23 protein-coding genes are annotated in these 23,408 nt (G+C 69.7%); 13 read left to right on the top strand and 10 right to left on the bottom strand.

Going from position 1 to position 23,408, the window contains the following annotated elements:
* Positions 1-91 precede the first annotated feature (91 nt).
* The 3 genes from IO30_RS0109885 (at position 92) to IO30_RS0109875 (ending at position 3,645) form a co-directional block, all read left to right on the top strand.
* The gene (locus tag IO30_RS0109885) at positions 92-1,207 is read left to right on the top strand and encodes a LacI family DNA-binding transcriptional regulator (protein WP_031141356.1); all 1,116 of its coding nucleotides are present in this window, start codon (positions 92-94) and stop codon (positions 1,205-1,207) included.
* 216 nt (positions 1,208-1,423) lie between these two features.
* Positions 1,424-2,668 (top strand): metallophosphoesterase, encoded by a 1,245-nt coding sequence (locus tag IO30_RS0109880; RefSeq protein WP_031141354.1) that lies wholly within the window; start codon positions 1,424-1,426, stop codon positions 2,666-2,668.
* Positions 2,669-2,826: 158 nt separating this feature from the next.
* Positions 2,827-3,645, top strand: coding sequence for a membrane protein (locus IO30_RS0109875; RefSeq protein WP_031141353.1), 819 nt, complete (start codon positions 2,827-2,829; stop codon positions 3,643-3,645).
* Position 3,646: 1 nt separating this feature from the next.
* On the opposite strand, the gene IO30_RS46865 is transcribed toward IO30_RS0109875, so the two are convergent.
* Entirely contained in the window at positions 3,647-4,015 is a 369-nt protein-coding gene (locus tag IO30_RS46865; RefSeq protein ID WP_051859369.1) for a hypothetical protein, read from the bottom strand.
* A 655-nt stretch (positions 4,016-4,670) separates the two neighbouring features.
* On the opposite strand from IO30_RS46865, the gene IO30_RS0109865 reads away from it, so the two are divergent.
* Positions 4,671-5,813: a glycosyltransferase gene (locus IO30_RS0109865; RefSeq protein ID WP_245234123.1), complete on the top strand. Its 1,143-nt coding sequence runs from the start codon at positions 4,671-4,673 to the stop codon at positions 5,811-5,813.
* Between the two features lie 60 nt (positions 5,814-5,873).
* Here IO30_RS0109865 and thiC read toward each other — a convergent pair whose 3' ends face one another.
* On the bottom strand, positions 5,874-7,661 hold the full coding sequence (gene thiC / locus IO30_RS0109860; RefSeq protein ID WP_031141348.1) for a phosphomethylpyrimidine synthase ThiC: 1,788 nt from the start codon (positions 7,659-7,661) through the stop codon (positions 5,874-5,876).
* A gap of 211 nt (positions 7,662-7,872) precedes the next feature.
* On the opposite strand from thiC, the gene IO30_RS0109855 reads away from it, so the two are divergent.
* Positions 7,873-9,252 (top strand): YibE/F family protein, encoded by a 1,380-nt coding sequence (locus IO30_RS0109855; protein ID WP_031141346.1) that lies wholly within the window; start codon positions 7,873-7,875, stop codon positions 9,250-9,252.
* Between the two features lie 35 nt (positions 9,253-9,287).
* Here IO30_RS0109855 and IO30_RS0109850 read toward each other — a convergent pair whose 3' ends face one another.
* From IO30_RS0109850 to IO30_RS0109835, 4 genes are all read right to left on the bottom strand, one after another.
* Positions 9,288-9,737, bottom strand: a complete 450-nt coding sequence (locus IO30_RS0109850) for an SsgA family sporulation/cell division regulator (RefSeq protein ID WP_031141344.1) — start codon at positions 9,735-9,737, stop codon at positions 9,288-9,290.
* Between the two features lie 97 nt (positions 9,738-9,834).
* The gene (locus tag IO30_RS0109845) at positions 9,835-10,581 is read right to left on the bottom strand and encodes an IclR family transcriptional regulator (protein WP_078904059.1); all 747 of its coding nucleotides are present in this window, start codon (positions 10,579-10,581) and stop codon (positions 9,835-9,837) included.
* 281 nt (positions 10,582-10,862) lie between these two features.
* A complete protein-coding gene (locus tag IO30_RS0109840) occupies positions 10,863-11,090 on the bottom strand; it encodes a DUF5326 family protein (protein ID WP_199921049.1) in 228 nt (75 codons plus the stop codon).
* 165 nt (positions 11,091-11,255) lie between these two features.
* Positions 11,256-11,573 carry a cupin domain-containing protein gene (locus tag IO30_RS0109835; RefSeq protein WP_031141338.1) on the bottom strand — a complete coding sequence of 106 codons (318 nt, stop codon included), beginning with the start codon at positions 11,571-11,573 and terminating at the stop codon, positions 11,256-11,258.
* An 89-nt stretch (positions 11,574-11,662) separates the two neighbouring features.
* Between IO30_RS0109835 and IO30_RS0109830 the strand changes: the two genes are divergently transcribed.
* From IO30_RS0109830 to IO30_RS0109810, 5 genes are all read left to right on the top strand, one after another.
* Positions 11,663-12,043, top strand: coding sequence for a phage holin family protein (locus tag IO30_RS0109830; protein ID WP_031141336.1), 381 nt, complete (start codon positions 11,663-11,665; stop codon positions 12,041-12,043).
* Between the two features lie 11 nt (positions 12,044-12,054).
* Positions 12,055-12,543 (top strand): low molecular weight protein-tyrosine-phosphatase, encoded by a 489-nt coding sequence (locus IO30_RS0109825; RefSeq protein WP_031141335.1) that lies wholly within the window; start codon positions 12,055-12,057, stop codon positions 12,541-12,543.
* Entirely contained in the window at positions 12,540-13,715 is a 1,176-nt protein-coding gene (locus IO30_RS0109820) for a cystathionine gamma-lyase (protein ID WP_063768430.1), read from the top strand. Before IO30_RS0109825 ends, IO30_RS0109820 begins: the two co-directional genes overlap by 4 nt.
* A gap of 177 nt (positions 13,716-13,892) precedes the next feature.
* The gene (locus tag IO30_RS0109815) at positions 13,893-14,798 is read left to right on the top strand and encodes a LysR family transcriptional regulator (protein ID WP_031141333.1); all 906 of its coding nucleotides are present in this window, start codon (positions 13,893-13,895) and stop codon (positions 14,796-14,798) included.
* A 61-nt stretch (positions 14,799-14,859) separates the two neighbouring features.
* Positions 14,860-15,339, top strand: coding sequence for an NUDIX domain-containing protein (locus IO30_RS0109810; protein ID WP_031141332.1), 480 nt, complete (start codon positions 14,860-14,862; stop codon positions 15,337-15,339).
* 65 nt (positions 15,340-15,404) lie between these two features.
* On the opposite strand, the gene IO30_RS0109805 is transcribed toward IO30_RS0109810, so the two are convergent.
* Complete coding sequence (locus IO30_RS0109805; RefSeq protein WP_373316545.1) at positions 15,405-16,685, bottom strand: globin domain-containing protein; 1,281 nt, start codon at positions 16,683-16,685, stop codon at positions 15,405-15,407.
* A gap of 49 nt (positions 16,686-16,734) precedes the next feature.
* Complete coding sequence (locus tag IO30_RS0109800; RefSeq protein WP_031141330.1) at positions 16,735-17,385, bottom strand: HAD family hydrolase; 651 nt, start codon at positions 17,383-17,385, stop codon at positions 16,735-16,737.
* 175 nt (positions 17,386-17,560) lie between these two features.
* Here IO30_RS0109800 and IO30_RS0109795 point away from each other — a divergent pair, with 175 nt between their 5' ends.
* Genes IO30_RS0109795 through IO30_RS0109785 form a run of 3 tightly spaced genes read left to right on the top strand, consistent with a single transcriptional unit; the run spans position 17,561 to position 20,156 of the window.
* The gene (locus IO30_RS0109795; RefSeq protein WP_245234121.1) at positions 17,561-18,448 is read left to right on the top strand and encodes a GNAT family N-acetyltransferase; all 888 of its coding nucleotides are present in this window, start codon (positions 17,561-17,563) and stop codon (positions 18,446-18,448) included.
* A gap of 16 nt (positions 18,449-18,464) precedes the next feature.
* Positions 18,465-18,926: a GNAT family N-acetyltransferase gene (locus IO30_RS0109790; RefSeq protein ID WP_031141328.1), complete on the top strand. Its 462-nt coding sequence runs from the start codon at positions 18,465-18,467 to the stop codon at positions 18,924-18,926.
* Between the two features lie 54 nt (positions 18,927-18,980).
* Positions 18,981-20,156 carry a winged helix DNA-binding domain-containing protein gene (locus IO30_RS0109785; RefSeq protein ID WP_031141327.1) on the top strand — a complete coding sequence of 392 codons (1,176 nt, stop codon included), beginning with the start codon at positions 18,981-18,983 and terminating at the stop codon, positions 20,154-20,156.
* A gap of 15 nt (positions 20,157-20,171) precedes the next feature.
* Here the strand turns inward: IO30_RS0109785 and IO30_RS0109780 are convergent, their stop codons facing one another.
* Positions 20,172-21,557, bottom strand: coding sequence for a serine hydrolase domain-containing protein (locus IO30_RS0109780; RefSeq protein WP_031141326.1), 1,386 nt, complete (start codon positions 21,555-21,557; stop codon positions 20,172-20,174).
* Positions 21,558-21,566: 9 nt separating this feature from the next.
* Positions 21,567-23,030 (bottom strand): replicative DNA helicase, encoded by a 1,464-nt coding sequence (gene dnaB, locus IO30_RS0109775; RefSeq protein ID WP_031141325.1) that lies wholly within the window; start codon positions 23,028-23,030, stop codon positions 21,567-21,569.
* Positions 23,031-23,408 lie beyond the last annotated feature (378 nt).

Below are 23,408 nucleotides of genomic sequence, written 5' to 3'. Positions count from 1 at the left end.
TGGGGGTGGCGAACCATGCAGAAACGTGCCTGTCAATGCGTGCATATGCACCCGGACCACCCACCCCACCGAGCCCTACTATCGGCTCGCCATGACAGCAGCAGGGAAGCATCAGGTGAGCCGGACCGAGACCACCCGGCGGGCCGCCGGCCGACAGGGCCGGGCCGGCATCAGGGATGTCGCCGCCGCGGCGGGCGTCTCCATCACAACCGTCTCCGACGCGCTCAATGGCAAGGGGCGGCTGCCGGACGCCACCCGCCGCCACGTTCGCGAGGTCGCCGACCGGCTGGGCTACCGCCCGTCCGCCGCCGCTCGCACCCTCCGTACCGGAAAGTCGGGCCTGATCGGCCTGACCGTGACGACGTACGGGGATGAACCTTTCACCTTCACCGAATTCGCCTACTTCGCCGAGATGGCAAGGGCCGCCACCTCAGCCGCGCTGGCCCGTGGCTACGCCCTCGTCATCCTCCCAGCCACCTCCCGACACGACGTGTGGTCCAACGTCGCCCTCGACGGCACCGTCGTCATCGATCCCTCCGACCATGATCCCGTCGTCAGCGAACTCGTCCGCCAGGGCCTGCCCGTGGTCTCCGACGGCCGTCCGGCCGGCTCGCTCCCCGTCACCGCCTGGGTGGACAACGACCACGAGGCCGCCGTACTGGGCCTCCTCGACCACCTCGCTGCCGCCGGCGCCCGCAGGATCGGGCTGCTGACCGGCACCACCACCGACACCTACACCCGGCTCTCCACCACCGCCTACCTCAACTGGTGCGAGCGCGTGGGCCAGGACCCCGTCTACGAGTCCTACCCCGCCCACGACCCGTGCGCGGGCGCCGTCGCGGCCGACCGGCTGCTCGCCCGCCCCGACCGCCCGGACGCCGTCTACGGTCTCTTCGACCCCAACGGCACCGACCTGCTCGCCGCCGCCCGGCGCTACGGCCTGCGGGTACCCGAGGACCTGCTGCTCGTGTGCTGCAGCGAGTCCACCGTGTACGCCAACACCGAACCGCCCATCACCACCCTCTCCCTCAAACCACGCCGCATCGGCACCGCCGTCGTGCAGTTGCTGATCGACGCCATCGAGGGAGTGGACACCGGACGCCCCGTCGAACAGGTCGTCCCGACCGAGCTGATCATCCGCACCTCATCGCAGCGCAGGCAGCCCCGTACGACCGTCAGCCCACCCCGCTCCCCGGCGAAGGACTGACCGCCACATCGCCTCACCAGCCCGACCGAAGGCCCCACTCAAGATTTCCGCAACACCGATATCGGGAGAAAACGGCAGGAAGGAACGGCTCCGCAAAGGATTCACCACCCCTGGTGCGTCACAGAGCGCGAACCGCATTCCTATGATGGGCGCACGACATCACGGACCCTCCGCCCTGGAGGTCAGGAGGGTCCGCAGGTGTACGGCAGCGCGACGGTGGTGGAGGGGTCGATGACTCAGGGGGCCGGTCAGGGACCCGCGATGCGGACGGAAACGCTGCGGGACTTCCGGGTTCCGGTCAACGAACCCGGTCCGTACGCCGTATCCACCGGGCTTTCCGGCGAGCCGCCCGTCTACGGCGAGGCACCCGTCTACGGCGAGTACCCGGCGTACTACGACGAGGGCGCCCTCTCCGTACCCGCGCAGCCCCGCTACGCGCCGGAGGCGAGCGGTCCCCCTGCCCCGCAGCCCGTCACCCAACCCGTCTACTCCATGAGCAAGGACCCCGAGGAGTCCGAGCCCGAGGGGTACACGCAGACCCAGCGCGACCTGCCCGTCATCGGCCGGGGCGCGCTCGGCGGGCCCGGCGACACCGTCCAGGTCCACTACGTCCCCCAGGACGCGGAGGCAGCCGGTCCGGGCCCCCTCTACGTCGTCGGTGACGTCCACGGTTACCTCGACGAGCTGGTCAACGAGCTCCAGGCCCAGGGACTGATCGACGCCGACCGGCGCTGGTCCGCAGGCAATGCCCGGCTCTGGTTCCTCGGCGACTTCACCGACCGGGGCCCCGACGGGATCGGCGTCATCGACCTCGTCATGCGCCTGTCCGCCGAGGCCGCGGCCGCCGGCGGCTACTGCAAGGCCCTCATGGGCAACCACGAGCTGCTGCTGATCGGCGCCAAGCGCTTCGGTGACACTCCTGTGTCGTCCGGCGCCGGGACCGCCACCTTCCAGGCCGCCTGGCTCCTCAACGGCGGCCAGCGCACCGACATGGAGCGCCTGCAGGACGTACACCTCCAGTGGATGTCCCGCCTGGACGCGGCCGTGCTGGAGGAGGACCACCTGCTGCTGCACTCCGACACCACGGCCTACCTCGACTACGGCGATTCCGTCGAGGACGTCAACGACACCATCCACGAGCTACTCAACCGCAACGACGCCGACATCACCTGGGACCTCTTCCGCAAGTTCACCAAGCGGTTCGCCTTCCGCGACGAGGGCACCGGCCCGCAGGCCGTCCGGGAACTGCTCGGCACCTACGGCGGCAGCCGGGTCGTCCACGGGCACAGCCCCATCCCCTACCTGCTCGGCGAAGTGGGCACCGAGGACGGGGACGAGAGCCGTGGACCGGAGGCGGTGGACGGGCCGCACGTGTACGCGGAAGGCCTTGCCATCGCGATGGACGGCGGCGTGACGATGGCGGGCAAGCTACTGGTCGTGCAACTTCCGCTGAACGACTGAGGATTACTCACCGTTCCGACGCGGGGCTATTTCCTGAAAGCCCCTGTCACCCTGCGGTGTGTGCGCTCTACCATCGCTCTATCCGTAGCAGGCTCTCCTCCGTTTGTGCCGGTGCCCGGTTCTACGCGGGCATACCGGCTTGTACGGAGCATCGGGGGATGCACATGACCAGCGCTCCGCACCTGCTGACCGAAGACCGGCCCGAATTCGATCGGCTCCTCGACGAGGCGCTGCGCACGGCACCCGACCGGCCCGAGCTCGCCACTCTCGGCGAACGGCTGAACGCCGAACAACTGCGCACGATGGCCATGGCCGCCAGGGAGCTGGTGACGGCTGCGGCCACCGCCGAGTACGACCACTACGTGAAGATCCGCGAAGAGCGGCGCGACGAGATCCTCTCCACTCCCGGAAGCACCGGGGAGGAGGACGACGGGCAGGGCAGCGGCAGTGGCGTCGGAATCAGCGCCGTCGTCGCGGTCCTCGCGCCGGTCCTGGCGGGCACCGCCATGCTGATCTTCCTGCTCGTGGGCTACATCCTGAAGCTGGTGGAGCCCGAACCCGCCTTCGCCGACACCATGCTGACGGCCGGCTGGCTGTTCGGCGCGCTCACCGTCGCCGCCCTGGTGTTCGCGGTCATCGGGCTGCTGCTGACGGCCGTCCGCAACAGTTCGACCGAGGTCGTGGCCGACGAGACGGAGGCGGTGCCCGACGAGGTCGCCCGTGCGCGCGAGGCCTGGAGGCACGCCCTGCTGGAGCGGGGCATCGTGCCCTTCCTGCGGGACGCCCTGGCCGACCCGAGCGCGGGTCCGGGATACCCGACGCCCCGTACGCCAGGGGCCGGGCGCATCCCCAACCTGGGATACACCCGGCCCGACTTCACCAGCCCCGGAAGCCCTTCACAGGGACCCCGGCCCGGCTATGCCGCACCGGACTTCACGAGCCCGGACTTCGGCGGCCCGGATCACGAGCCGCAGTGACCTAGCGCGTGCTGTTCGGGGTCACCGAGGGGGAGAGGCCCTTCTTGTCGATGCCCTTGCTGCGCAGGCCCACCATCGGGTTCGGGCCCGGCAACTGCGGGAACCAGGCCTCGGCCCAGATGAAGTTGTTCATGCTCACATTGCCGTGCGTCTGGTACACCCCACCGGTCGTTGTCAGCACCTTCACCCAGGCGTTGTCGCCCTGGGTGAAGATGGAAATGCCACAGGCGAGACCCACGGGGAATCCCGGGTTGTCATCGGGGTCGCTGATGTTCTGCCACACCGGGGCCGCACCGGCCGGGGTCGCACGTCCCGCGTAGGCGACTCCGCCCACGATCGCGGCGTGGAAAGACTCCTCCGCCGAAACCACGACGCTATCGACGTCGACACAGGGACCGCCAGGCCCCGTGGCCCCGGTGGCGCCCGTCGGACCCGTCAAACCGGTCGGGCCTGTGAGCCCGGTGGGCCCCGTCAGACCGGTCGGTCCCGTCGGGCCCGTGGCACCCCGAGGACCGCGCGGACCCGTCGGGCCCTTCGGACCACGTGGCCCGACCGAGCCCGACTGGCACTTGTCGCTGGCGGCAGGCTTGGCTGCCTTGCCGTTCGACGCCTTGCACGGGGCGCCGGCTCCCGGCGTGGCAACCGTCCCCTTGCCCACCGGAGTGGCCGCAGCCGGGGCCACGATTCCCGTCAGCACCAGCGCCACGGAGGCGAGGGTGCCTCCGGCCAGCCAGCCGGCCCGTCGGGGCAACGGGCCCAGGAACGAACGTGCCCTGTCCTCAGAACTCATGTACTGCTCCTCGCACACACCAGGATCGAATGGTTCTGCGAAATCCGGATAGAGGACCGGACTCCGCGGGTCATCCTGAGTACTGCGGCCCGTGTCATCACCTCGGCTCGCCCACGTGTCAGCGGAACGGCTCAGCCGTACACCGCCACATGGCTGCGCCCGCAGGGGCCACCCGGGGCCCGGCACCGGCGTGCCGCCCCCGCCCCGCGCCGTGCCCTGCCTAGGGTCGGCCGCCGTGAAGCCGACCATTTGCCTCTGCATGATCGTGAAGAACGAGGCCGCCGTGATCGAGCGCTGCCTCGAGTCCGTGCGGGACCTCATCGACACCTGGGTCATCTCCGACACGGGTTCCACCGACGGCACCCAGCAACTGATCCGCAAGGCTCTGAAAGGTGTCCCGGGAGAGCTCCACGAGGAGCCGTGGACCGACTTCGGTCACAACCGCAGCCTCAACATCGCTCACGCCCGCGGTAAGGCCGACTACCTCTTGCTCCTGGACGCCGATCTCGTCCTGCGCCGCACCGGGCCACTGCCCCCGCTCACCGCGGACTCCTACATGCTGCGCCACGAGGGTGTGACCGAGTACCGCATCAAACGGCTGGTCCGGGGCGACCTCCCCTGGCGGTACGAAGGAGTCACCCACGAATACATCACGTGCGACCGGCCGGACGAAAACGAGCAGCGGCCCGGCCTCCAGGAGAACCTCGACGCGCTCGTCATCGACGACCGCGGAGACGGCGGCTCCAAGCACGACAAGTTCGAACGCGACGCGCGTCTGCTCGGCGCCGAGTTCGAGAAGGACCCGTCCAACACCCGCACCGTGTTCTACCTCGCGCAGACCATGCGCGACATGGGCGATGCTGCTGCCGCCATCAGCCTCTACGAACGCCGCGCGACGATGGGCGGCTGGCCCGAGGAGGTCTACTACGCCCTCCTCCAGGCAGGCGTCCTCCTCGCGGAGTCCGGGAACTGGCCGGCGGCCATGGACGCCCTCTCGCGTGCCTGGGAGTCCCGCCCCACGCGCCTGGAAGCGTGCTACGAACTCGCCTCGCGGCTACGGGAGCAGGGCCGCCACCATGCCGCGTACGCGTTCACCAGCGCAGCACTGGACCGGCCGGCACCGGGCGACCTGCTGTTCGTCCAGCCCTGGGTGTACCGCTGGGGCCTGCTCTTCGAGCACTCCATCAGCGCGTACTGGGTGGGGGACACGGCCGCTTCGCTCGAAGCGTGCGACCGGCTCCTGGCCCTTCCCGATCTTCCCGAGAGCTACCGCCGCCAGACGGAGACGAACCGCACGTTCGCAGCAGCGGCCCGCGGTCTGGCTGCCGGCGGCAGTGTTTCACGTGAAACACGCGTGCCTGTTTCACGTGAAACATAGCCGGAGTCCTGCTCTGGGAACTCCCCTCCAGTTCCCAGAGCAGTGCTCGTCGCCAAAGGGTCAGTCGGCGAGCGGCAGGTAGACCCGGTTGCCGGAGGCCGCGAACTCGGCGGACTTCTCCGCCATGCCCGCCTGGATCTCGTCGGCCTTCAGGTCACCGCCGTGCTCACGGCGGATGTCCTGCGAGATCTTCATCGAGCAGAACTTCGGACCGCACATGGAGCAGAAGTGCGCGGTCTTGGCCGGCTCGGCGGGGAGGGTCTCGTCGTGGAACTCACGGGCCGTGACCGGGTCCAGGGCCAGGTTGAACTGGTCCTCCCAGCGGAACTCGAACCGCGCGTCCGACAGGGCGTCGTCCCACTCCTGAGCTCCGGGGTGCCCCTTCGCCAGGTCCGCGGCGTGCGCCGCGATCTTGTACGTGATGACGCCGGTCTTCACGTCGTCACGGTTGGGCAGGCCCAGGTGCTCCTTGGGCGTGACGTAGCAGAGCATCGCGGTACCCCACCAGGCGATCATCGCAGCGCCGATGCCCGAGGTGATGTGGTCGTAGGCGGGCGCGACGTCCGTGGTCAGCGGGCCGAGCGTGTAGAACGGCGCCTCCTCACAGATCTCCTGCTGGAGGTCGATGTTCTCCTTGATCTTGTGCATCGGGACGTGTCCCGGGCCCTCGATCATCGTCTGGACGTTGTGCCGCTTGGCGATGGTGTTCAGCTCGCCCAGCGTCTTCAGCTCCGCGAACTGCGCCGCGTCGTTGGCGTCCGCGATGGAACCCGGGCGCAGGCCGTCGCCCAGCGAGTACGTGACGTCGTATGTCGCGAGGATGTCGCAGAGCTCCTCGAAGTTCGTGTAGAGGAAGTTCTCCTTGTGGTGCGCCAGGCACCACGCGGCCATGATCGAGCCACCGCGCGAGACGATGCCGGTCTTGCGGCGGGCGGTCAGCGGCACGTAGGGCAGCAGCACGCCGGCGTGGACCGTCATGTAGTCGACGCCCTGCTCGGCCTGCTCGATGACCGTGTCCTTGTAGATCTCCCAGGTCAGGTCCTCGGCGCGGCCGTCGACCTTCTCCAGCGCCTGGTAGAGCGGCACAGTGCCGATCGGGACCGGGGAATTGCGCAGCACCCACTCACGAGTGGTGTGGATGTTGCGGCCGGTCGAGAGGTCCATGACCGTGTCGGCGCCCCACTTGGTCGCCCAGGTCATCTTGTCGACCTCCTCCTCGATGGAGGAGGTGACCGCGGAGTTGCCGATGTTGGCGTTGACCTTCACCAGGAAGCGCTTGCCGATGATCATCGGCTCGATCTCCGGGTGGTTCACGTTCGCCGGAAGCACGGCGCGGCCTGCGGCGATCTCCTCGCGGACGACCTCGGGGGAGACGTTCTCGCGGATCGCGACGTACTCCATCTCCGGGGTGATCTCGCCGCGGCGGGCGTACGCGAGCTGCGTGACGGCAGCACCACCACGGCCCCGGCGAGGCTGGCGGGGGCGGCCCGGGAAGACCGCGTCGAGGTTCTTGAGGCCACCGCGCGGCGAGGTGTGCTTGATGCCGTCGTCCTCGGGGCGCACGGGACGGCCCGCGTACTCCTCGGTGTCGCCGCGGCTGATGATCCAGTTCTCGCGCAGCGGGGCGAGGCCCCGGCGCACGTCCGTCTCGATCTGCGGGTCGGTGTACGGCCCGGACGTGTCGTAGAGCGTCACGTCCTTGCCGTTGGTGAGGTGGACCTGGCGGACCGGCACCCGGAGGTCGGGGCGGGAGCCTGCCAGGTATCCCTTGTGCCAGCCCGGCTGGCGCTCGGTCTGGCCGTCGGCGTCCTGGCTGACGGCAGGCGTGCGTGCGTCCTGAATGGTCATGAGACCTGATCTCCCTACGCCGGCATTACCCGGTAACAGGTTCGGCGGTCGACGCAGCCTCTTCCCGTACGCATAAGTGATCGCGTACGGTGATCAGCGCCCTCTCAGCCCGGTGCTCCGAGCTCCCGCGTTGTGCAAAGGTGCCCCCACGCTAGCGTCATCTGTGGCGTGCTGAACAGTGGGCCCCCTCATCTCTTGCGATGATCGGCTCGTGACGTCCTCGCCGCAGCCCCCCAACGAACCCACCGAACCCCCTGGCCACACCGGTCACGCGCACTCCGGTCACGGACATGCATCCGGCCATTCCCACAGCCACAGTCACGGCCCGGCAGCCCCCGTCTCGAAGCACCTGCGCAAGGTCATCGCGGCCGTACTGATCCCCTTCGCCACCGCCGTCTTCATCGGCATGGTGGTGCTCTGGCCCGGCGGCGCTCCCGCCCACGAGCGCAGTGGGGTCGGTTTCGACCGCCAGACGCAGCAGGGCAAGGTCGTCTCGCTGGAGCAGGTCGACTGCAAATCCGTGAACGCCTCGCAAGTGCCGCCCACGGGCGACACGTCCACTCCCGAAGGCCGCGAGGCCCAGGCCGCACAGACCGGCGACTGCAAGAAGGCCACCGTCGAGGTCACCTCGGGCCCGGACAAGGGCCGCACCTTCGTCGAGATCGTCCAGCCGGGCGCACCACGGCAGTTGGAGGACGGCCAGAAGGTGGTGGTCGCCTACGCGCCGGACGCGCCCAGCGACCTCCAATACTCCGTGATCGACGTGAACCGCAAGCTCCCGCTGGCCCTGCTGGCCGGCATCTTCGCCGTCTCCGTGGTCCTCGTCGGCCGGATGCGCGGGCTGTTCGCGCTCATCGCACTGGTCATCAGCTTCGGAGTGCTGACCCTCTTCATCCTCCCGGCCATCCTGCAGGGATCCAACCCGCTGGTCGTGGCGGTCGTCGGGGCGAGCGCGATCATGCTCATCGCGCTGTACATGTGCCACGGACTGACCGCACGGACCTCGGTGGCCGTCCTCGGCACGCTCGTCTCACTGCTGCTGATCGGCCTGCTCGGTTCGCTGTTCATCGACTGGGCGTTCCTCAGCGGCAACACCGACGACAACACGGGTCTGATCCACGGCCTCTACCCCGAGATCGACATGAGCGGCCTGCTGCTCGCGGGCGTGATCATCGGATCGCTCGGCGTGCTCGACGACGTGACGGTCACTCAGACCTCGGCGGTCTGGGAACTCCGCCAGGCCGACCCGACGATGGGGCCCCGCGCCCTGTACCGGGCGGCCATCCGGATCGGCCGTGATCACATCGCGTCGGTGGTCAACACCCTGGTCCTCGCGTACGCGGGCGCGGCCCTGCCCCTTCTCCTGTTGTTCTCGATCGCGAACAGCAGCATGGGCTCGGTGGCCAACAGTGAGGTGGTCGCGGAGGAGATCGTACGGACGCTCGTGGGCTCGATCGGGCTCGTGGCCTCGGTGCCGGTGACCACGGCGCTCGCGACGCTGGTGGTGTCCGCCGACCGGCCGGGGACCCCGGAAGCCGCCCCGGCCCCCGGGCCGGGGCGCGGCGGCCGGGGCCGACGCCGCAAGCGCTGAGAGGGGGCGGGTCCGGGGCCGGCGGCCGACGGACCTCAGCCCGCGTTCTGCTCGTTCTGACGGGACTCGGCGAGGATCTTGTCGAGGGCCTCGTCGAGGTTCTCCTCGAAGTCGCCCAGATTGCGCTCCTGACCGAGCGGCACGAGCCGGTCGGTCCGGTCGAGGAACGCGACGAGCGGCGCCGCACTGGCGCGGAACAGGGCCCGGTCGCCGCCGACCTGGAGCCGGATGTGGACGTCGGACAGTTCTTCGGGATGGGTGGGGGCGATGTGCACATCACCGTCACCGCAGGGCTTGTTGATTCCGTCGAGGAGGAGCTCCCGGCCGAACGCCCAGGTCACGGGCGCATCTCCGGGAAGGTGGAAGGTCAGGCGGATGGCGTAGGGATCACGAGCGTCGTACCGGAGTTCCACCGGGATCCGGAACGAGAGCTCCTCGGAAACGAGGAAGCTCATCATGACCTCTGCCTGTACCGACTCGCGCATTGCCTACCCCGCTGTAGTGGAAGTGGCCAGGAATGGTCCCCCAGGGCCCTCTTGACAAGGGTGGTGTAAGCGCATGCAGATCACAAGGAGTGAGTTTTCAGATACTGATAGAGAACGAGAGGGTGCTCAACAGCGCGCCTACTTCACTCCGTAGTCGATCGACTACATAACGCAATCGATCCTCCTGGTGCAAAGGGAGTGAAATCGCCATAGTTGCGGCGGCATCCCCCGCGGTAATCGGAATGGCGGCGCACACCGTCCCCAGGGAGTACTCCTGACGCTCCGTAACCGGCTGCATTCGGCCGAGGGAGCTGATCCGCTGTTCCAGGGACTTCAGATCAGCCACCGTGTACGGGGTGATGGCCTCGACGGGGTGCCGGTCGTAGTGGTCCTTGCGCGTCTTCTCGTCGAGCTGGCCGAGCAGGCACTGGCCGATGGCGTGCGCGTGAGCGGTCGCCCGGAAGTCGGCCCACTCCTCGCAGGCCGGGCTGGCCGGGGTGTCCGAGACACCCACGACCTCGATCTCGCCTTCGCGGTAGACGGCGAAGTAGACGGGGGCCCCGACGGCGTCGCGGAAGTGCGCGAGGGAGTCGAGGATCATGCTGCGACGTTTCTGCTGGAGTCCCCCATGGGCAAGTCGCCCGGCGGCGTCGCCCAGTACGAACACTCCGCTCTCCCGCCGCAGATAGCCCTCGTGCGTCAGAGTGCGCAGCAGGTGGTACGCGGTGGGGAGCGGGAGCCCGGCTTCGCGCGCCAGTTGTTTCGCCGGGGCTCCCTCGCTATGGGAGCCCGCTGCTTCGAGCAGCCTCAGCGCCCGCTGCACCGAACCGATCAACGTCGGCACACCGGCGTTGTGAACCGGAGCCAAAGCTCACCCCCAGGTGTGGCGGCAGGCCTCGGGGTGGCCCGCCCTGCGGGGGCCGCCCCCGCACGTGCCGTGACTCCTGGGGTCGCGCTCGGCAGTTGCGCTTACATAACCGCAGGTCAATGCGGCCTTACCGACGTTCGGTGCCCAGGGGAACGGCACAGATTGCCACTCTATCTGCCGGTTCCGGGGGTGTGGGCGGTTTCGGGCGACACGTTCCCCCGCCTGGCTCAATCACGACGTCTGCGGCTCGGCGTGTCCTACCAGTCCCCGGACGAGGACTTGGACGCGCTCCCGCTGAACTTCTTGACGACGAAGATCAGGCCGCCGACGAGGGCGACGAACAGGAGCAGCTTGAAGACCAGCCCGATGAGGGCGCCGAGGATGCTGGTGATCACACCGCCGAAGACGAACAGCGCCAGCAGCGGAACGGCGACCCACTTGACCCACCAGGGCATGCCCGCGAAAACCTGTCGGATGCCGTCCATGTCCTCAACCTCTTCCTCGTCAATGACTTCCTGCCTTCGATGCTAGGAGGCCGGAACGCCACACGGGCCCCCGCGAGCCCCCGGAGTCCCCTGATCCGACCCCTAGGGGCATCAGGGGACCGACCCTCATCCGAGCCGCCTGCCGACCGCGGCTGACAGGAGTGCTCACCCCTCCGGCGGGGAGAACACCACCATCACCCTCAAGTCCTCCGCGATGTGGTGGAACTTGTGCGGAACCCCGGCCGGGACGTAGACCACGCTGCCTCGCGCCACCGTCGTGGTCTCCTCCCCGACCGTGATCGAGGCCCGTCCGCTCACGACGAAGTAGACCTCGTCCTGACGGTGCGGCTGCTGCGGGTCGCTCTGGCCCGCGTCGAGCGCGTACAGCCCGACCGACATGTTCCGCTCGCGCACGAACTGCAGATACGCGCCGTCGTTGGCGACCCGCTCCGCTTCGAGTTCGTCCAGCCGGAAGGCCTTCATCGTCGTTGTGCCCCTTGTGTTCGGTGATGGCGCGGCATCCGCTGATCTGCTGATGTCCCGCCGGGATCTTCTCTGCCACGATCAGACACATGACGAATTTCGTAGTCAAGACGCTCGCCAACGCCGCGGCCCTGGCCGTCGCCGTCTGGCTGGTCCACGGCATCACCCTCGACGAGGACAGCAGCACCGCCAGCCGTACGCTCACCCTGATCCTTGTGGCGCTGGTCTTCGGCCTGGTCAACCTCATCGTCAAGCCCGTCGTGCGGCTGCTCTCGCTGCCGCTGTTCGTTCTCACGCTCGGTCTGTTCACCCTCGTCGTGAACGCCCTGATGCTGCTCCTGACGTCCTGGCTGGCCACGCAGTTCAACCTCAGCTTCCACGTCGACGGCTTCTGGACCGCGATCAAGGGCGCCCTGATCATCTCCATCGTCTCCTGGGCCGTGAACCTGGCCCTGCCCGACAAGAACTGAACGGGCCGCCCATGTACCGCGTGTGCTTCGTCTGCACGGGCAACATCTGCCGCTCCCCCATGGCCGAGTCCGTCTTCCGCGCCCACGTGGCCGCGGCCGGACTCGACGGCCAGGTCGAGGTGGACAGCGCCGGCACCGGAGGCTGGCACGAGGGCGACGGAGCCGACCCGCGCACCGTCGCCGTCCTGGAGTCGGCCGGATATGCACAGGACCACCGGGCCCGGCAGTTCCGGCGCTCCTGGTTCGCCCGGCTCGATCTCGTCATCGCCCTCGACGCCGGGCACCTGCGGGACCTCAGGGCGCTCGCCCCCACCCCCGAGGACGCCGCCAAGGTCCGGCTGCTGCGGTCGTACGACCCGGCCGCCGCCTCGGAGACCGACGTACCGGACCCCTACTACGGATCGTTCGACGGGTTCGAGGCGTGCCTGGAGCTCGTCGAGGCGGCGAGCCCGGGCCTGCTGGGCGCCGTACGCGAAGCAATGAAGGAGCACACCTCGTGAACGACTTCGACGACGCAGCCCCGACCCACGGCGCCGCAGCGGCCTCCCGCATCGGTGACGGCACCCGGGCCGTGCGCGCCGGTCTGCCGGAACCCGTCAAGAACGAGCCCCCGCTGCCCGGGCCGGTCTTCGCCGCGCACTTCCACCTGCCCGGCGACGTCGAAGGGCCGTACACCTACGGCCGCGACACCAATCCCACCTGGACCCTGCTGGAACGGGCCATCGGAGAACTGGAGGCACCGGGCCGGGAGGTGGAGACCGTCGTGTTCGCCTCCGGCATGGCCGCGACCTCCGCGGTCCTCCTCTCCCAGGCGCGCACCGGGGACACCGTCGTCCTGCCCGACGACGGCTATCAGGCGCTCCCGCTGGTGCGCGCGCAGCTGGAGGCCTACGGAATCCACGTGCGCACCGCCCCGACCGGTGAGGACGCCCAGCTCACGGTGCTCGGCGGGGCCCGGCTGCTGTGGATCGAGACCCCCTCCAACCCGGGGCTCGACGTATGCGACGTACGCCGCCTCGTGGACGCCGCGCATGCCGGCGGCACCCTGGTCGCGGTCGACAACACCCTCGCCACCCCGCTCGGACAGCGGCCCCTGGAGCTCGGGGCGGACTTCTCCGTCGCCAGCGGCACCAAGGGACTGACGGGCCACGGCGACCTGCTGCTGGGGTACGTCGTCTGCCGGACGCCCGAGCTGGCCGACCGGGTCCGCCAGTGGCGCAAGGTCGTCGGCGCGATCCCGGGCCCGATGGAGGCCTGGCTCGCCCATCGCTCCCTGGCCACCATCCAGCTGCGCGCCCAGCGCCAGTGGGCCAACGCGCTGGCCGTGGCCGAGGCCCTGGCCGACCGCGCGGAGGTGTCCGGAGTGCGCTACCCGGGCCTGCCGACGGACCCGTCCCACAAGACGGCAGCCCGCCAGATGCGGGGCTTCGGGTCGGTCGTCTCCTTCACCCTTCCCGACCGCGCCCACGCGGAGCGGTTCATGGCCGCCCTGCACCTCGTCGAGGACGCCACGAGTTTCGGCGGTGTACGGTCCACCGCGGAGCGGCGCGGGCGGTGGGGCGGCGACGCCGTGGCAGAGGGTTTCATCCGGTTCTCCGCGGGCGCCGAGGACACCGATGACCTCGTCGCAGATGTCCTGCGGGCGCTGGATTCCGCAGGTGGCAAGGGCTGAACGGACCGCGGAAAGGCGGTCCGAGCCTCCCCCCTCGTGGCTCGGACCGCCTCAGGTTCCGCGCGCGAAGAACCACGTGGTCAAGGCTAGTTGACCCAGCGTCAGAGTCCAATCACGGTAAAGACAGGGGCCTATCGGCATATTTATAGTTGAAGGCCCCCACCGAGAGGTGCCGTCATGGACCTGGCCCTGCTGCGCACCTTCGTCGCCGTGCACCGGGCGGGCTCGTTCACCCGGGCCGCCACGCTCCTCGGGCTCTCCCAGCCCGCTGTCACCTCGCAGATACGCACCCTGGAACGCCAGCTGGGCCGCCCTCTCTTCCACCGCCGGGCCCGCGGCGTCACCCCCACTGCCGTCGGCGACGAACTCGCCCACAAGGCGGCCCCGCACCTCGACGCCCTGCTGCGCATCACCGAGGCCGAACGGGAGACCGCCGGTGCGTTACGCACCCTCCACGTCGCCGGGCCGCCCGAGTTCCTGTGCCTGCGCGTGCTCCCCGCACTCGCACCCCTCGTCGGCCAGGGCCACACCTTGCGCACCACCCTTCAGGCCGGTGCCGGAGAGACCCTCGACGGCCTGGCCGCGGGCCATCACGACCTGCTCGTCACCACCGCCCGGCCCCGGGGCAGCCTCTTCACCGCCACCGCGCTGTGCGACGAGGAGCACGTCCTGGTCGCGGCCCCGTACTGGGCCGCTCTCGTGGACCCGGACCGGCTGCGGGACGAGGGGCCCTCCGCCCTCGACGGCATCCCGCTCGTCGAGGTCCACGAGAGCCTGCCGCTCGTCACCCGCTACTGGGCCGCAGTATTCGACACCCGGCCCGACACCAGGCCCGCCGCCGCCACCGTCGTCGCGCCCGATCTGCGGGCCGTACTGGAATGCGTCCGTGCCGGCGCCGGGCTCGCCGTACTGCCCCGCTACCTGTGCCGGACCAACCTCGACAGCGGCCAGATCACCGCCCTGCTGGAGCCCGCGGTCCCGCCCCTGCGGACGTGGTTCCTCGTCGTCCGGACCGGCAGCCTCGCCCTCGCACACGTCGCCCGGGCCCACGAGCGGCTGCTGCGCGCCGCCGTGCACTGGTGAGCCCCCGCCTTTCCCTGCCGTGGCGCGTTTCAGATGCGGAGTCTGGGGCCACTCTTCTCCCATGACCGAACGTCCCGTGGTCAAACGCACCGCCCGCGCGATCCTGCTCGACGGTGACGACCTGATCCTCATCAAGCGCACCAAGCCCGGCGTCGATCCCTACTGGCTCACCCCCGGCGGCGGGGTGGAGTCCTCCGACACCACGGTCGTCGACGCCCTGCACCGGGAGGTCCACGAAGAACTCGGAGCGAAGATCACCGATGTGGTGCCCTGCTTCGTGGACACCGTCGAGCACATCGCCGACGGGGGAGTGACCGGCGTCAAGGTGCAGCACTTCTTCGTCTGCCACCTCGAATCGATGGACCCCAGCCAACGGCACGGCCCCGAAATCGACGAGCCCGAGGGCGAGTACGAGATCGTACGCGTGCCCTTCAGCCGGGTCGGAATCGCCGCCGTCCACCTCGTCCCCCTGTCCCTGCGGCACTACCTCGACGGCAACATCGAGGGCGTACGCGCCATGCACGCGCCTGATCTGGGCTGACGGAGCGCCCGCCCTCCCACGTCACGGGCAGCAGGCTCGGCTGGGACCGCCGGTATCCGGCGGTCTCAGCCCGCGACCCCCGCGAGCTCCTCCACGGCATCGTGCCGGATGCGCTCGCCGGGGATCCCGATCCTCTTCAGTTCGTCCACTCCACTGCGGATCATCGCGGGCGGTCCCGAGATGAACGCGTCGTAGCTGCTCCACGGTCCGTGCCGGCCGACCGCCTGCGGCAGCTGCCCGGCCAGCCAGTCGCCGACCACCGGACGCACCGAGAGCCACGGATGTGAGCGCTGGAGCCCCAACAGGGTGTCCTTGTCGTACAGGTCGTTGTCACTGCGTGCCCCGAAGAACACCTCCACGGGACGCCGTTCGCCGTGTTCGGCCACGTCCTCGATCAGGGCCTTGATCGGGGCGATGCCTGTTCCGCCGCCCAGGCAGAGCATCCCGTTGTCCGTGCTGTGGTCCACCACCATCGAGCCGGCCGGCGGACCGAGGCGCAGTACGTCCCCCGGCCTGGCATGGCGCACCAGCGCGGTGGATACCCATCCCGCGGGGACGGCCTTGACGTGGAAGGAGAGCAGCCCGTCGGCGCGCGGCGCCGAGGCGAAGGAGTAGTGCCGCCACACGCGCGGCCACCACGGGGTCTCCAGGCTCGTGTACTGGCCGGCCAGGAAGGCGTACGGCTGGTCGGGGCGGACCGTCAGCACGGCGATGTCCGGCGTGCGCAGATCGTGGGAGACCACTTCCGCGTGCCACCACGCGGGGGCCTTCGCCTCGTCCTCGGCAGCCGCATCGATCATGATCTGGGAGATCGCGGTGTACGCCCGTACCCACGCGGCCTGTGTCTCCGGCCCCCAGGTGTGCGACGCGTACCGGGCCAGCGCACCGATCAGGGCTTCTCCCACCACCGGGTAGTGCCCCGCCATGGTGCCGTACTTGCGGTGCCCAGTGCCCAGCCGACGCAGGTAGGGGCCGAGGACCTCGGGATCGTCGATGTGCTCGGCTGCGGTCAGCAGCGCCTTCAGCAGCCGGTCGCGCTGCGCGTCCATGGCTGCGGGGAACATGCTCCGCACTTCCGGGTGCCCCGTGAAGACCAGGGCGTAGAAGTACGAGGTCACCTTGTCGGCGACCGGTGCGATCTCCGTCAGGGTCCGGCGGATGAGCACGGCGTCCGGGGAGGGCTCGGTGCCACCGCCCCCGGCGGGTATCCGGGCCGCCCCCCGTCTGGCCGGTCTGTTGGGCGCAGCGTCCATGCGGTGCCTCGCTTCGAGCATCTCGGTCGGTCTGCACACGCCACGGCCTTCGAATCCGTGGTTCCGGGTTTCACAGCGTGCCAGCCGGTCCAGAGCCCTGTGGGGAAACGCGGGAAATCAGCGTTTCGAACCCACTTTCCTCTTAAGATGCCTCAATTCTCGGGCGTGCCACCCCTACGAGCTGATATGCCTCACGTAGGTCCCGGCCCTCGTAGACGTGGGTCGCGCGCTCCGTCAGCAGGGGCCGCGCGTTGACGGCCACGGACACCGGGACCGCCTCGAAGAGCACCATGTCGGTCACCGAATCCCCGTACGCGACGCAGTCGCTGCGGGTCACCCCGAACTGCTCGCACAGCCTGTCGGCCACCGTGACCTTGGCCGCGGGAGTGAGGATGCCGGCCGCTTCAACGGGCCGGGTGAACGGCACAGCGGGGAAAACCGAGCCGTGCGCGGCGTGCGCGCCCCACTCGAGCAGCAGCTCGACGAAGAACGAAGGTGACAGCGAGATCACCGCACAGTAGTCACCGCGCTCGCGGATCTCCTGCCAGACATCGCGGATGCCCGCGAGCCACGGCGACCCCTCGAACGCGGCCCTGACATGGTCGGGTGTCAGGTCGGCCCACAGTGCGTGTACGGCCACCGAGAACTGGTGGGGTCCGATCTCCCGCGCGCTGAAGGCCAGTTCCAGCTCGGCGATCTCGGTGCTCAGCCCGAGCTGACGGGAGAGCTCGACCGGCGCGGCCGAGCCGTACATCAGCGTCCCGTCGAGGTCGAAGAGGTGCAGGAGGGTCATAACCGTCGAGGCTAATGCGTCCGATTCCCTCCGAGCAGCTTGTTTCACGTGAAACAGCGGCCGGGTCGCGCATGGGCCTCGGACCGTTTCACGTGAAACATCGGCCGGTTTCACGTGAAACATCCCTCCTTCAAATTCCCTGGACGGCCCCCAGCTGATGATCCAGTCTGATCCGGTGACACCACCACACCTCACCGAACTGCCTATCCGCGCACTGACCCCGGATGACCTCCGCCACTGTGCAGACCTCTCAGAAGACCGCGGCTGGGCGCGCGAGGAATACAGATGGGGACTGCTCCTCGCTGCCGGAAGCGGCTACGGCATCGATGCGCCCGACGGGAACGGGCTCGCCGCTGCCTGCATCGTCACCCGCTACGGCCTCAGACCCGCCGAGCCGGAGCTCGCCGCGATCGGGATGGTCCTCGTGGCCGGCCGCTACGCCCGCCAGGGCCTGGGCCGCCACATGATGACCCACGTCTGCGACGAGATCCTCAAGGGCATTCCGCTCACCCTGTACGCCACGCCCAACGGCCGCCCCCTGTACGAGGAGCTCGGTTTCGAGACCACGGGCCGCGCCGAGATGCTCAGGGGTCCCTTCCGCCCTGATCCCGCCGCTTCCGCTTCCGTCCCGGACAGGATCAGGCCGGCCAGCGCCGAAGACCTGCCGCGGCTCGTCCGTCTCGACACCGAGGTCTTCGGCACCGACCGGACCCACATGATCACTCGTCTCCCCGCCTTCGCGGACCGGCTGCTCGTCGCCGAGGACGCCGCGGGAGAGCTCACCGGATACGCCGCACTCTGGCCGAACATGGAGACGCATGTCATCGGCCCGCTGATCGCCCGTGACATCTCTGCCGCCCAGGCCCTGGTCACCGCCCTCGCCGCCGGGACCGAGCGGCCGCTGCGCACCGATGTCGACGTACGCCACGAGGAACTCCTGGCCTGGCTCAAGGAACGCGGCCTCGACTCCGCGGCCTTCAACACCGTGATGACCCGCGGCACCCCCGGTCTGCCCGGCGACTGGACCCGTCGCTGGGCCCCGCTCACCGTGGCAGCGGGCTGAGAAAGGAACCTCCCCCATGAGCGAAAGCGCCGAACTGGCCATCCGTTCCGCCACCGCGGCCGATCTGCCCGCCGTCGTCGCGATGCTCGCCGACGACCCGCTGGGTGCCTCCCGGGAATCCCCCGACGACCTCACCCCGTACCTCGCCGCCTTCAAGCGCCTGGACGAAGACCCGCACCAGCACCTGGTCGTCGCCGTGCGTGCGGACCGCGTCGTCGGCACCCTTCAGCTGACGATCGTCCCGGGCCTCTCCCGCAATGGGTCCACCCGTTCCATCATCGAAGGGGTACGCGTCCACGCCGACGAACGCGGCAGCGGTCTGGGTACCCGGTTCATCGAATGGGCGATCGAGAAGTCCCGGCTCGAGGGCTGCCAGCTCGTCCAGCTCACCTCGGACGTGACGCGTACCGACGCGCACCGCTTCTACGAACGGCTCGGCTTCACCGCCTCCCACGTGGGGTTCAAACTGCAGCTCTGATCGGCCCGGTGCCGGCCGGGCCCCTGCATCGGCGGCCCGGCCTACGATCGGTGGATGAGCCCCAGCCTTCCTCTGATCACCACGGCCGAGCGGCGCCACCGGCTCGGACGGCGGCACCGACTGGCTCCTTCGGCTCGCGCCACCACGGTCAGCGAGGCGGCCGACGCCGTCGTCGCCCTGCACGCCACCGACGCAGCGACCGTCTTCCTCTCCGCCCGGGCACGGCTCGCCGAAGGCGGCCCCGGCACCGTCGAGCGGGCACTCTACGAGGACGTCGGCCTCGTCCGGCTGCTGAGCATGCGCAACACCCTCTTCGCGGTCTCCGCCGAACTCGCCCCGTACGTCGACTCATCCACGGCCCGGGGCATCGCCGCCAAGGAACGGCGCACGCTCCTCAAGCACCTCGACGAAGACGGCCAGGGTCTCGACGCCGACTGGCTGGCCGGGGCCGAGGCCACCGCCCTCGACGCCCTCGACGCGCACGGCCCGTGCACCGGCAGCCAGTTGTCCGCAGCTGTGCCCGCCCTGCGCCAGAAGATCACCATCGGCCTCGGGAAGAAGTACGAGACGCAGACCGGCGTCGCCACCCGCGTCATCCGCCTGCTCGCGGCCGATGGGCGCATCCGCCGCGACCGGCCGCGCGGGTCATGGACCTCCAGCCAGTTCCGCTGGGTCCACACCGAGCCCTGGCCGGCCGTACCCGCCGCCGAGGCCCGCGCCGAGATCGCCCGCCGCTGGCTCCGGGCCTACGGTCCGGCCACCGAGGCAGACCTCAAGTGGTGGACGGGCTGGACCCTCACCGACGCCCGCAAGGCCCTCGCCGCCGTGGACCCCGATCAGGTACGCCTTGAGGACGGCACCACCGCGCTGGTCCTCCCCGGCGACACCGCGCCCGAGCCGGCCCCGGAACCCTGGGCCGCGCTCCTGCCCGGCCTCGACCCGAGCGGCATGGGCTGGTCCGACCGCGGCTTCCACCTCGATCCCGCCCACCGGCCCGCCCTCTTCGACTACGCCGGGAACATCGGTCCTACCGTGTGGTGGAACGGCGAGATCGTCGGGGGCTGGGCCCAGCGCCCTGACGGAGAGATCGTCTGGCGGATGCTGGGCGACCCCGGCCGCGCCGCCGAACAGGCGGTCGCGGCCGAGGCCGGCCGCCTCGCCGACTGGGTGGGCGCGGCCCGTGTCACACCCCGCTTCCGCACTCCGCTGGAGCGCGAACTCGTCGCCTGAGGGGCGACGTCAGCGTCAGCCGATGCCCCGCCAGCCCTGCGGGTCCACCCCGCCGGGCACCGGGGCCTGCGCGTCGTAGGGCTCGCGAGTGAACACGAAGGACCCCAGGTCGAGGTGGCTCACCGTGCCGTCCGCGCGGCGCACGGCCCGCAGCGTCTCTCCGGCGTAGTAGCCGTTGAGTCCCGTCCAGGTTCCGTCGGTCTCGGCACGGAAGCGTGCCGTGCGGCCGGTCGCACCGACCGGCCCCAGCTCCAGCGACCCGTCCGCGTTCAGCCGCAGCGCATTGGCCGAAGTGCCCCAGTACCAGGGGCCGCACAGTTCCAGCGCCACCGGGTCGGCCTCGCGGAACGGGCGCCACGGCTCCGGGAACCGCGGCTCGGCTTCCGCGACGATCCCCACGAGGTCCGCCGCCACGGTCGCCGCAGGCAGCCCCGAGGTGCAGTTCGCCAGTACGACGGCCGCCACGTCCTGCGCCTCGTTCAGCCACAGCCCCGCGACGAAACCGGGCAGAGAGCCGGTGTGCCCTGCCAGCCGGTGCGTGCCGTGGGCCACCACCTGCATTCCCAGCCCGTAGCCGAGATCGCCCGTGCCCGGCTCCGGCGGCGCGGCCGGCGTACGCATCTCCCGTACCGACTCCGCGGCGAGGACACGCTCGTCACCGCGCAGCAGGAAGTCCGCGAACCGCCCCAGATCCTTGGTCGTGGACCACAGCTGACCGGCCGGAGCCATCAGTCCCAGGTCCTCCAGCGGCTCCGGCATCATCACGTCCGCCCACGGATGCACCGCCCAGCCGCCCGCGTGCGGCGCCTGCGGCTGCCCGCTCGTGCGGTCGAGCCCCAGGGGATCCAGGACCTCGCTGCGCAGCACCTCTTCCCAGGGCTTCCCCCTCAGCGCCTCGACGAGCGAACCGAGCAGCGTGTAACCGGGGTTGGAGTAGTGGTGCCTGCGCCCTGGCGCGTGCTTGAACGGCTCCGTGCCGAGTACGTCGGAGAGCTCCGGGCGCGTCCCACCGGGGGTGCGCTCCCACCACGGACCGGGCGTCTCCGCCGCCAGACCGCCGGTGTGGGCGAGCAGTTGGGCGATGGTCACCTCCCCGGCGGGGGTCCCCGGCAGGTGCTTCTCCAGCGGGTCGGTGAGTTCGAGCAGTCCCTCGTCGCGGAGCCTCATCACCAGAACTGCGGTGAAGGTCTTACTGATCGACCCGATCCGGTACTGCACGTTCCCGTCCGGACCGTGACCGGCCACCGAGGTCTGGGAACCCTCCCAGACCAGCTCCCCGCCCCGTATGACGGCCGCCACCACCGACGGGGCGCGTCCTGTGCTCTGGGCGACAGCGATCCGGTGCCGCAGTGCACGGCGGGTGGCAGGGAGCAGTTCCAGGTCTTCAGAGAGCGCATCCATGATCGGATGCTACGTGTTGGCCATGTCCACGAACCGCGAATAATGGCCCTGGAAGGCCACGGTGATCGTGGCGGTGGGACCGTTTCGGTGCTTGGCCACGATCAGGTCGGCCTCGCCCGCGCGGGGCGATTCCTTCTCGTAGGCGTCCTCGCGGTGCAGCAGGATCACCATGTCGGCGTCCTGCTCGATCGATCCCGATTCACGCAGGTCGGAGACCATCGGCTTCTTGTCGGTGCGCTGTTCGGGACCACGGTTGAGCTGGGACAGTGCGATCACGGGCACTTCGAGTTCCTTGGCCAGCAGCTTGAGGTTTCGGGACATGTCCGAGACCTCCTGCTGACGGCTCTCGGGACGGCGCGAGCCACCCGACTGCATGAGCTGCAGGTAGTCGATGACGACGAGGGAGAGGTCGTTGCGCTGCTTGAGCCGACGGCACTTGGCCCGGATCTCCATCATCGACAGGTTCGGTGAGTCGTCGATGTACAGCGGGGCGGCCGATACGTCCGGCATCCGGCGGGCCAGCCGGGTCCAGTCGTCGTCGGTCATCGTGCCGGAACGCATGTGGTGCAGCGCCACCCGGGCTTCCGCCGAGAGGAGGCGCATGGCGATCTCGTTGCGCCCCATTTCGAGGGAGAAGATGACGCTGGGCAGATTGCTCTTGATGGAGCAGGCCCGGGCGAAGTCCAGGGCGAGCGTGGACTTACCCATGGCGGGACGGGCAGCGATGACGATCATCTGCCCCGGGTGCAGGCCGTTGGTGAGCGAGTCGAGGTCCGTGAAGCCGGTCGGGACTCCGGACATCTGTCCGCTGCGCGAGCCGATCGCCTCGATCTCGTCGAGAGCGCCCTCCATGATGTCGCCGAGCGGCAGGTAGTCCTCGGAGGTCCGCTGCTCGGTGACCGCGTAGATCTCGGCCTGGGCGCTGTTGACGATCTCGTCGACGTCACCGTCCGCCGCATAGCCCATCTGCGTGATCTTCGTACCAGCGGCGACCAGGCGCCGCAGGACGGCTCTCTCGTGGACGATCTCCGCGTAGTACTCGGCGTTGGCCGCGGTCGGGACGGACTGCACGAGCGTGTGCAGGTAGGAGGCCCCGCCGACCTTGCTGATCTCCCCGCGGCGGGTGAGTTCGGCGCCGACCGTGATCGGGTCGGCCGGCTCGCCCTTGGCGTACAGGTCGAGGATGGCCTGGTAGATCGTCTCGTGCGAGGGCCGGTAGAAGTCGTGCCCCTTGAGGACCTCGACCACGTCGGCGATCGCGTCCTTGGAGAGCAGCATGCCGCCGAGCACCGACTGCTCGGCGTCGAGGTCCTGCGGGGGGACGCGCTCGAAGCCGCCGCCTCCACCGTCCCAGGAGCCGCCCTCACGGCCCCGGTCGTGCTGCTCGTCCCCGCGGCCGCGGCCCTCGCTGTTGCGGCGCGTACGGGCGGGCAGACGGTCACCTGGACCGCTGTCGGCCCAGGGGTCGTCCATGGGCTCGGGCATGCTCACCGGGCCGCCTCCTCCCGTCCGCAACGCGGACCTCGCCGTGCGACTCTTTCTACGACACGGCTCTGACATTTGGGGCACCCGGATCGGCTCTCGGCGAGTCGGGCAACGCACCACGGTAGGGCCGCGGGCGGCGTCAGCCAATCTGGTTATCCACAGGCTGTGTGGATGAGATGTGGATGACGGCACCAATGCTGTGGGTAACTCCCCGGAAGCTGTGCACGGACCGGGGGACGACGCTGTGGACAAAATCACCTGACCCACCCACACACCCCACATGACCTGCACTTTCTCTCTCTGTGGGCTGTGTGGGACAAAAATCTTGGCCACTGTCTCAAGATCGCCTCCAACGGGTTGCCGGGA

Origin of the sequence: Streptomyces xanthophaeus (genome assembly GCF_000725805.1) — a bacterium.
GTDB classification, from domain to species: Bacteria; Actinomycetota; Actinomycetes; order Streptomycetales; family Streptomycetaceae; genus Streptomyces; species Streptomyces xanthophaeus.
Note: the sequence above shows the minus strand (reverse complement) of the source record. Positions and strands in the feature narration are given on the sequence as shown.

What these genes read in the sequence shown, in the direction of transcription:
- IO30_RS0109885 (WP_031141356.1), top strand. Translation starts at nt 92, where the DNA reads ATGACAGCAGCAGGGAAGCATCAGGTGAGCCGGACCGAGACCACCCGG.
- IO30_RS0109875 (WP_031141353.1), top strand. Translation starts at nt 2,827, where the DNA reads ATGCACATGACCAGCGCTCCGCACCTGCTGACCGAAGACCGGCCCGAA.
- thiC (WP_031141348.1), bottom strand. Translation starts at nt 7,661, where the DNA reads ATGACCATTCAGGACGCACGCACGCCTGCCGTCAGCCAGGACGCCGAC.
- IO30_RS0109850 (WP_031141344.1), bottom strand. Translation starts at nt 9,737, where the DNA reads ATGCGCGAGTCGGTACAGGCAGAGGTCATGATGAGCTTCCTCGTTTCC.
- IO30_RS0109840 (WP_199921049.1), bottom strand. Translation starts at nt 11,090, where the DNA reads ATGGACGGCATCCGACAGGTTTTCGCGGGCATGCCCTGGTGGGTCAAG.
- IO30_RS0109835 (WP_031141338.1), bottom strand. Translation starts at nt 11,573, where the DNA reads ATGAAGGCCTTCCGGCTGGACGAACTCGAAGCGGAGCGGGTCGCCAAC.
- IO30_RS0109830 (WP_031141336.1), top strand. Translation starts at nt 11,663, where the DNA reads ATGACGAATTTCGTAGTCAAGACGCTCGCCAACGCCGCGGCCCTGGCC.
- IO30_RS0109825 (WP_031141335.1), top strand. Translation starts at nt 12,055, where the DNA reads ATGTACCGCGTGTGCTTCGTCTGCACGGGCAACATCTGCCGCTCCCCC.
- IO30_RS0109815 (WP_031141333.1), top strand. Translation starts at nt 13,893, where the DNA reads ATGGACCTGGCCCTGCTGCGCACCTTCGTCGCCGTGCACCGGGCGGGC.
- IO30_RS0109810 (WP_031141332.1), top strand. Translation starts at nt 14,860, where the DNA reads ATGACCGAACGTCCCGTGGTCAAACGCACCGCCCGCGCGATCCTGCTC.
- IO30_RS0109800 (WP_031141330.1), bottom strand. Translation starts at nt 17,385, where the DNA reads ATGACCCTCCTGCACCTCTTCGACCTCGACGGGACGCTGATGTACGGC.
- IO30_RS0109790 (WP_031141328.1), top strand. Translation starts at nt 18,465, where the DNA reads ATGAGCGAAAGCGCCGAACTGGCCATCCGTTCCGCCACCGCGGCCGAT.
- IO30_RS0109785 (WP_031141327.1), top strand. Translation starts at nt 18,981, where the DNA reads ATGAGCCCCAGCCTTCCTCTGATCACCACGGCCGAGCGGCGCCACCGG.
- IO30_RS0109780 (WP_031141326.1), bottom strand. Translation starts at nt 21,557, where the DNA reads ATGGATGCGCTCTCTGAAGACCTGGAACTGCTCCCTGCCACCCGCCGT.
- dnaB (WP_031141325.1), bottom strand. Translation starts at nt 23,030, where the DNA reads ATGGACGACCCCTGGGCCGACAGCGGTCCAGGTGACCGTCTGCCCGCC.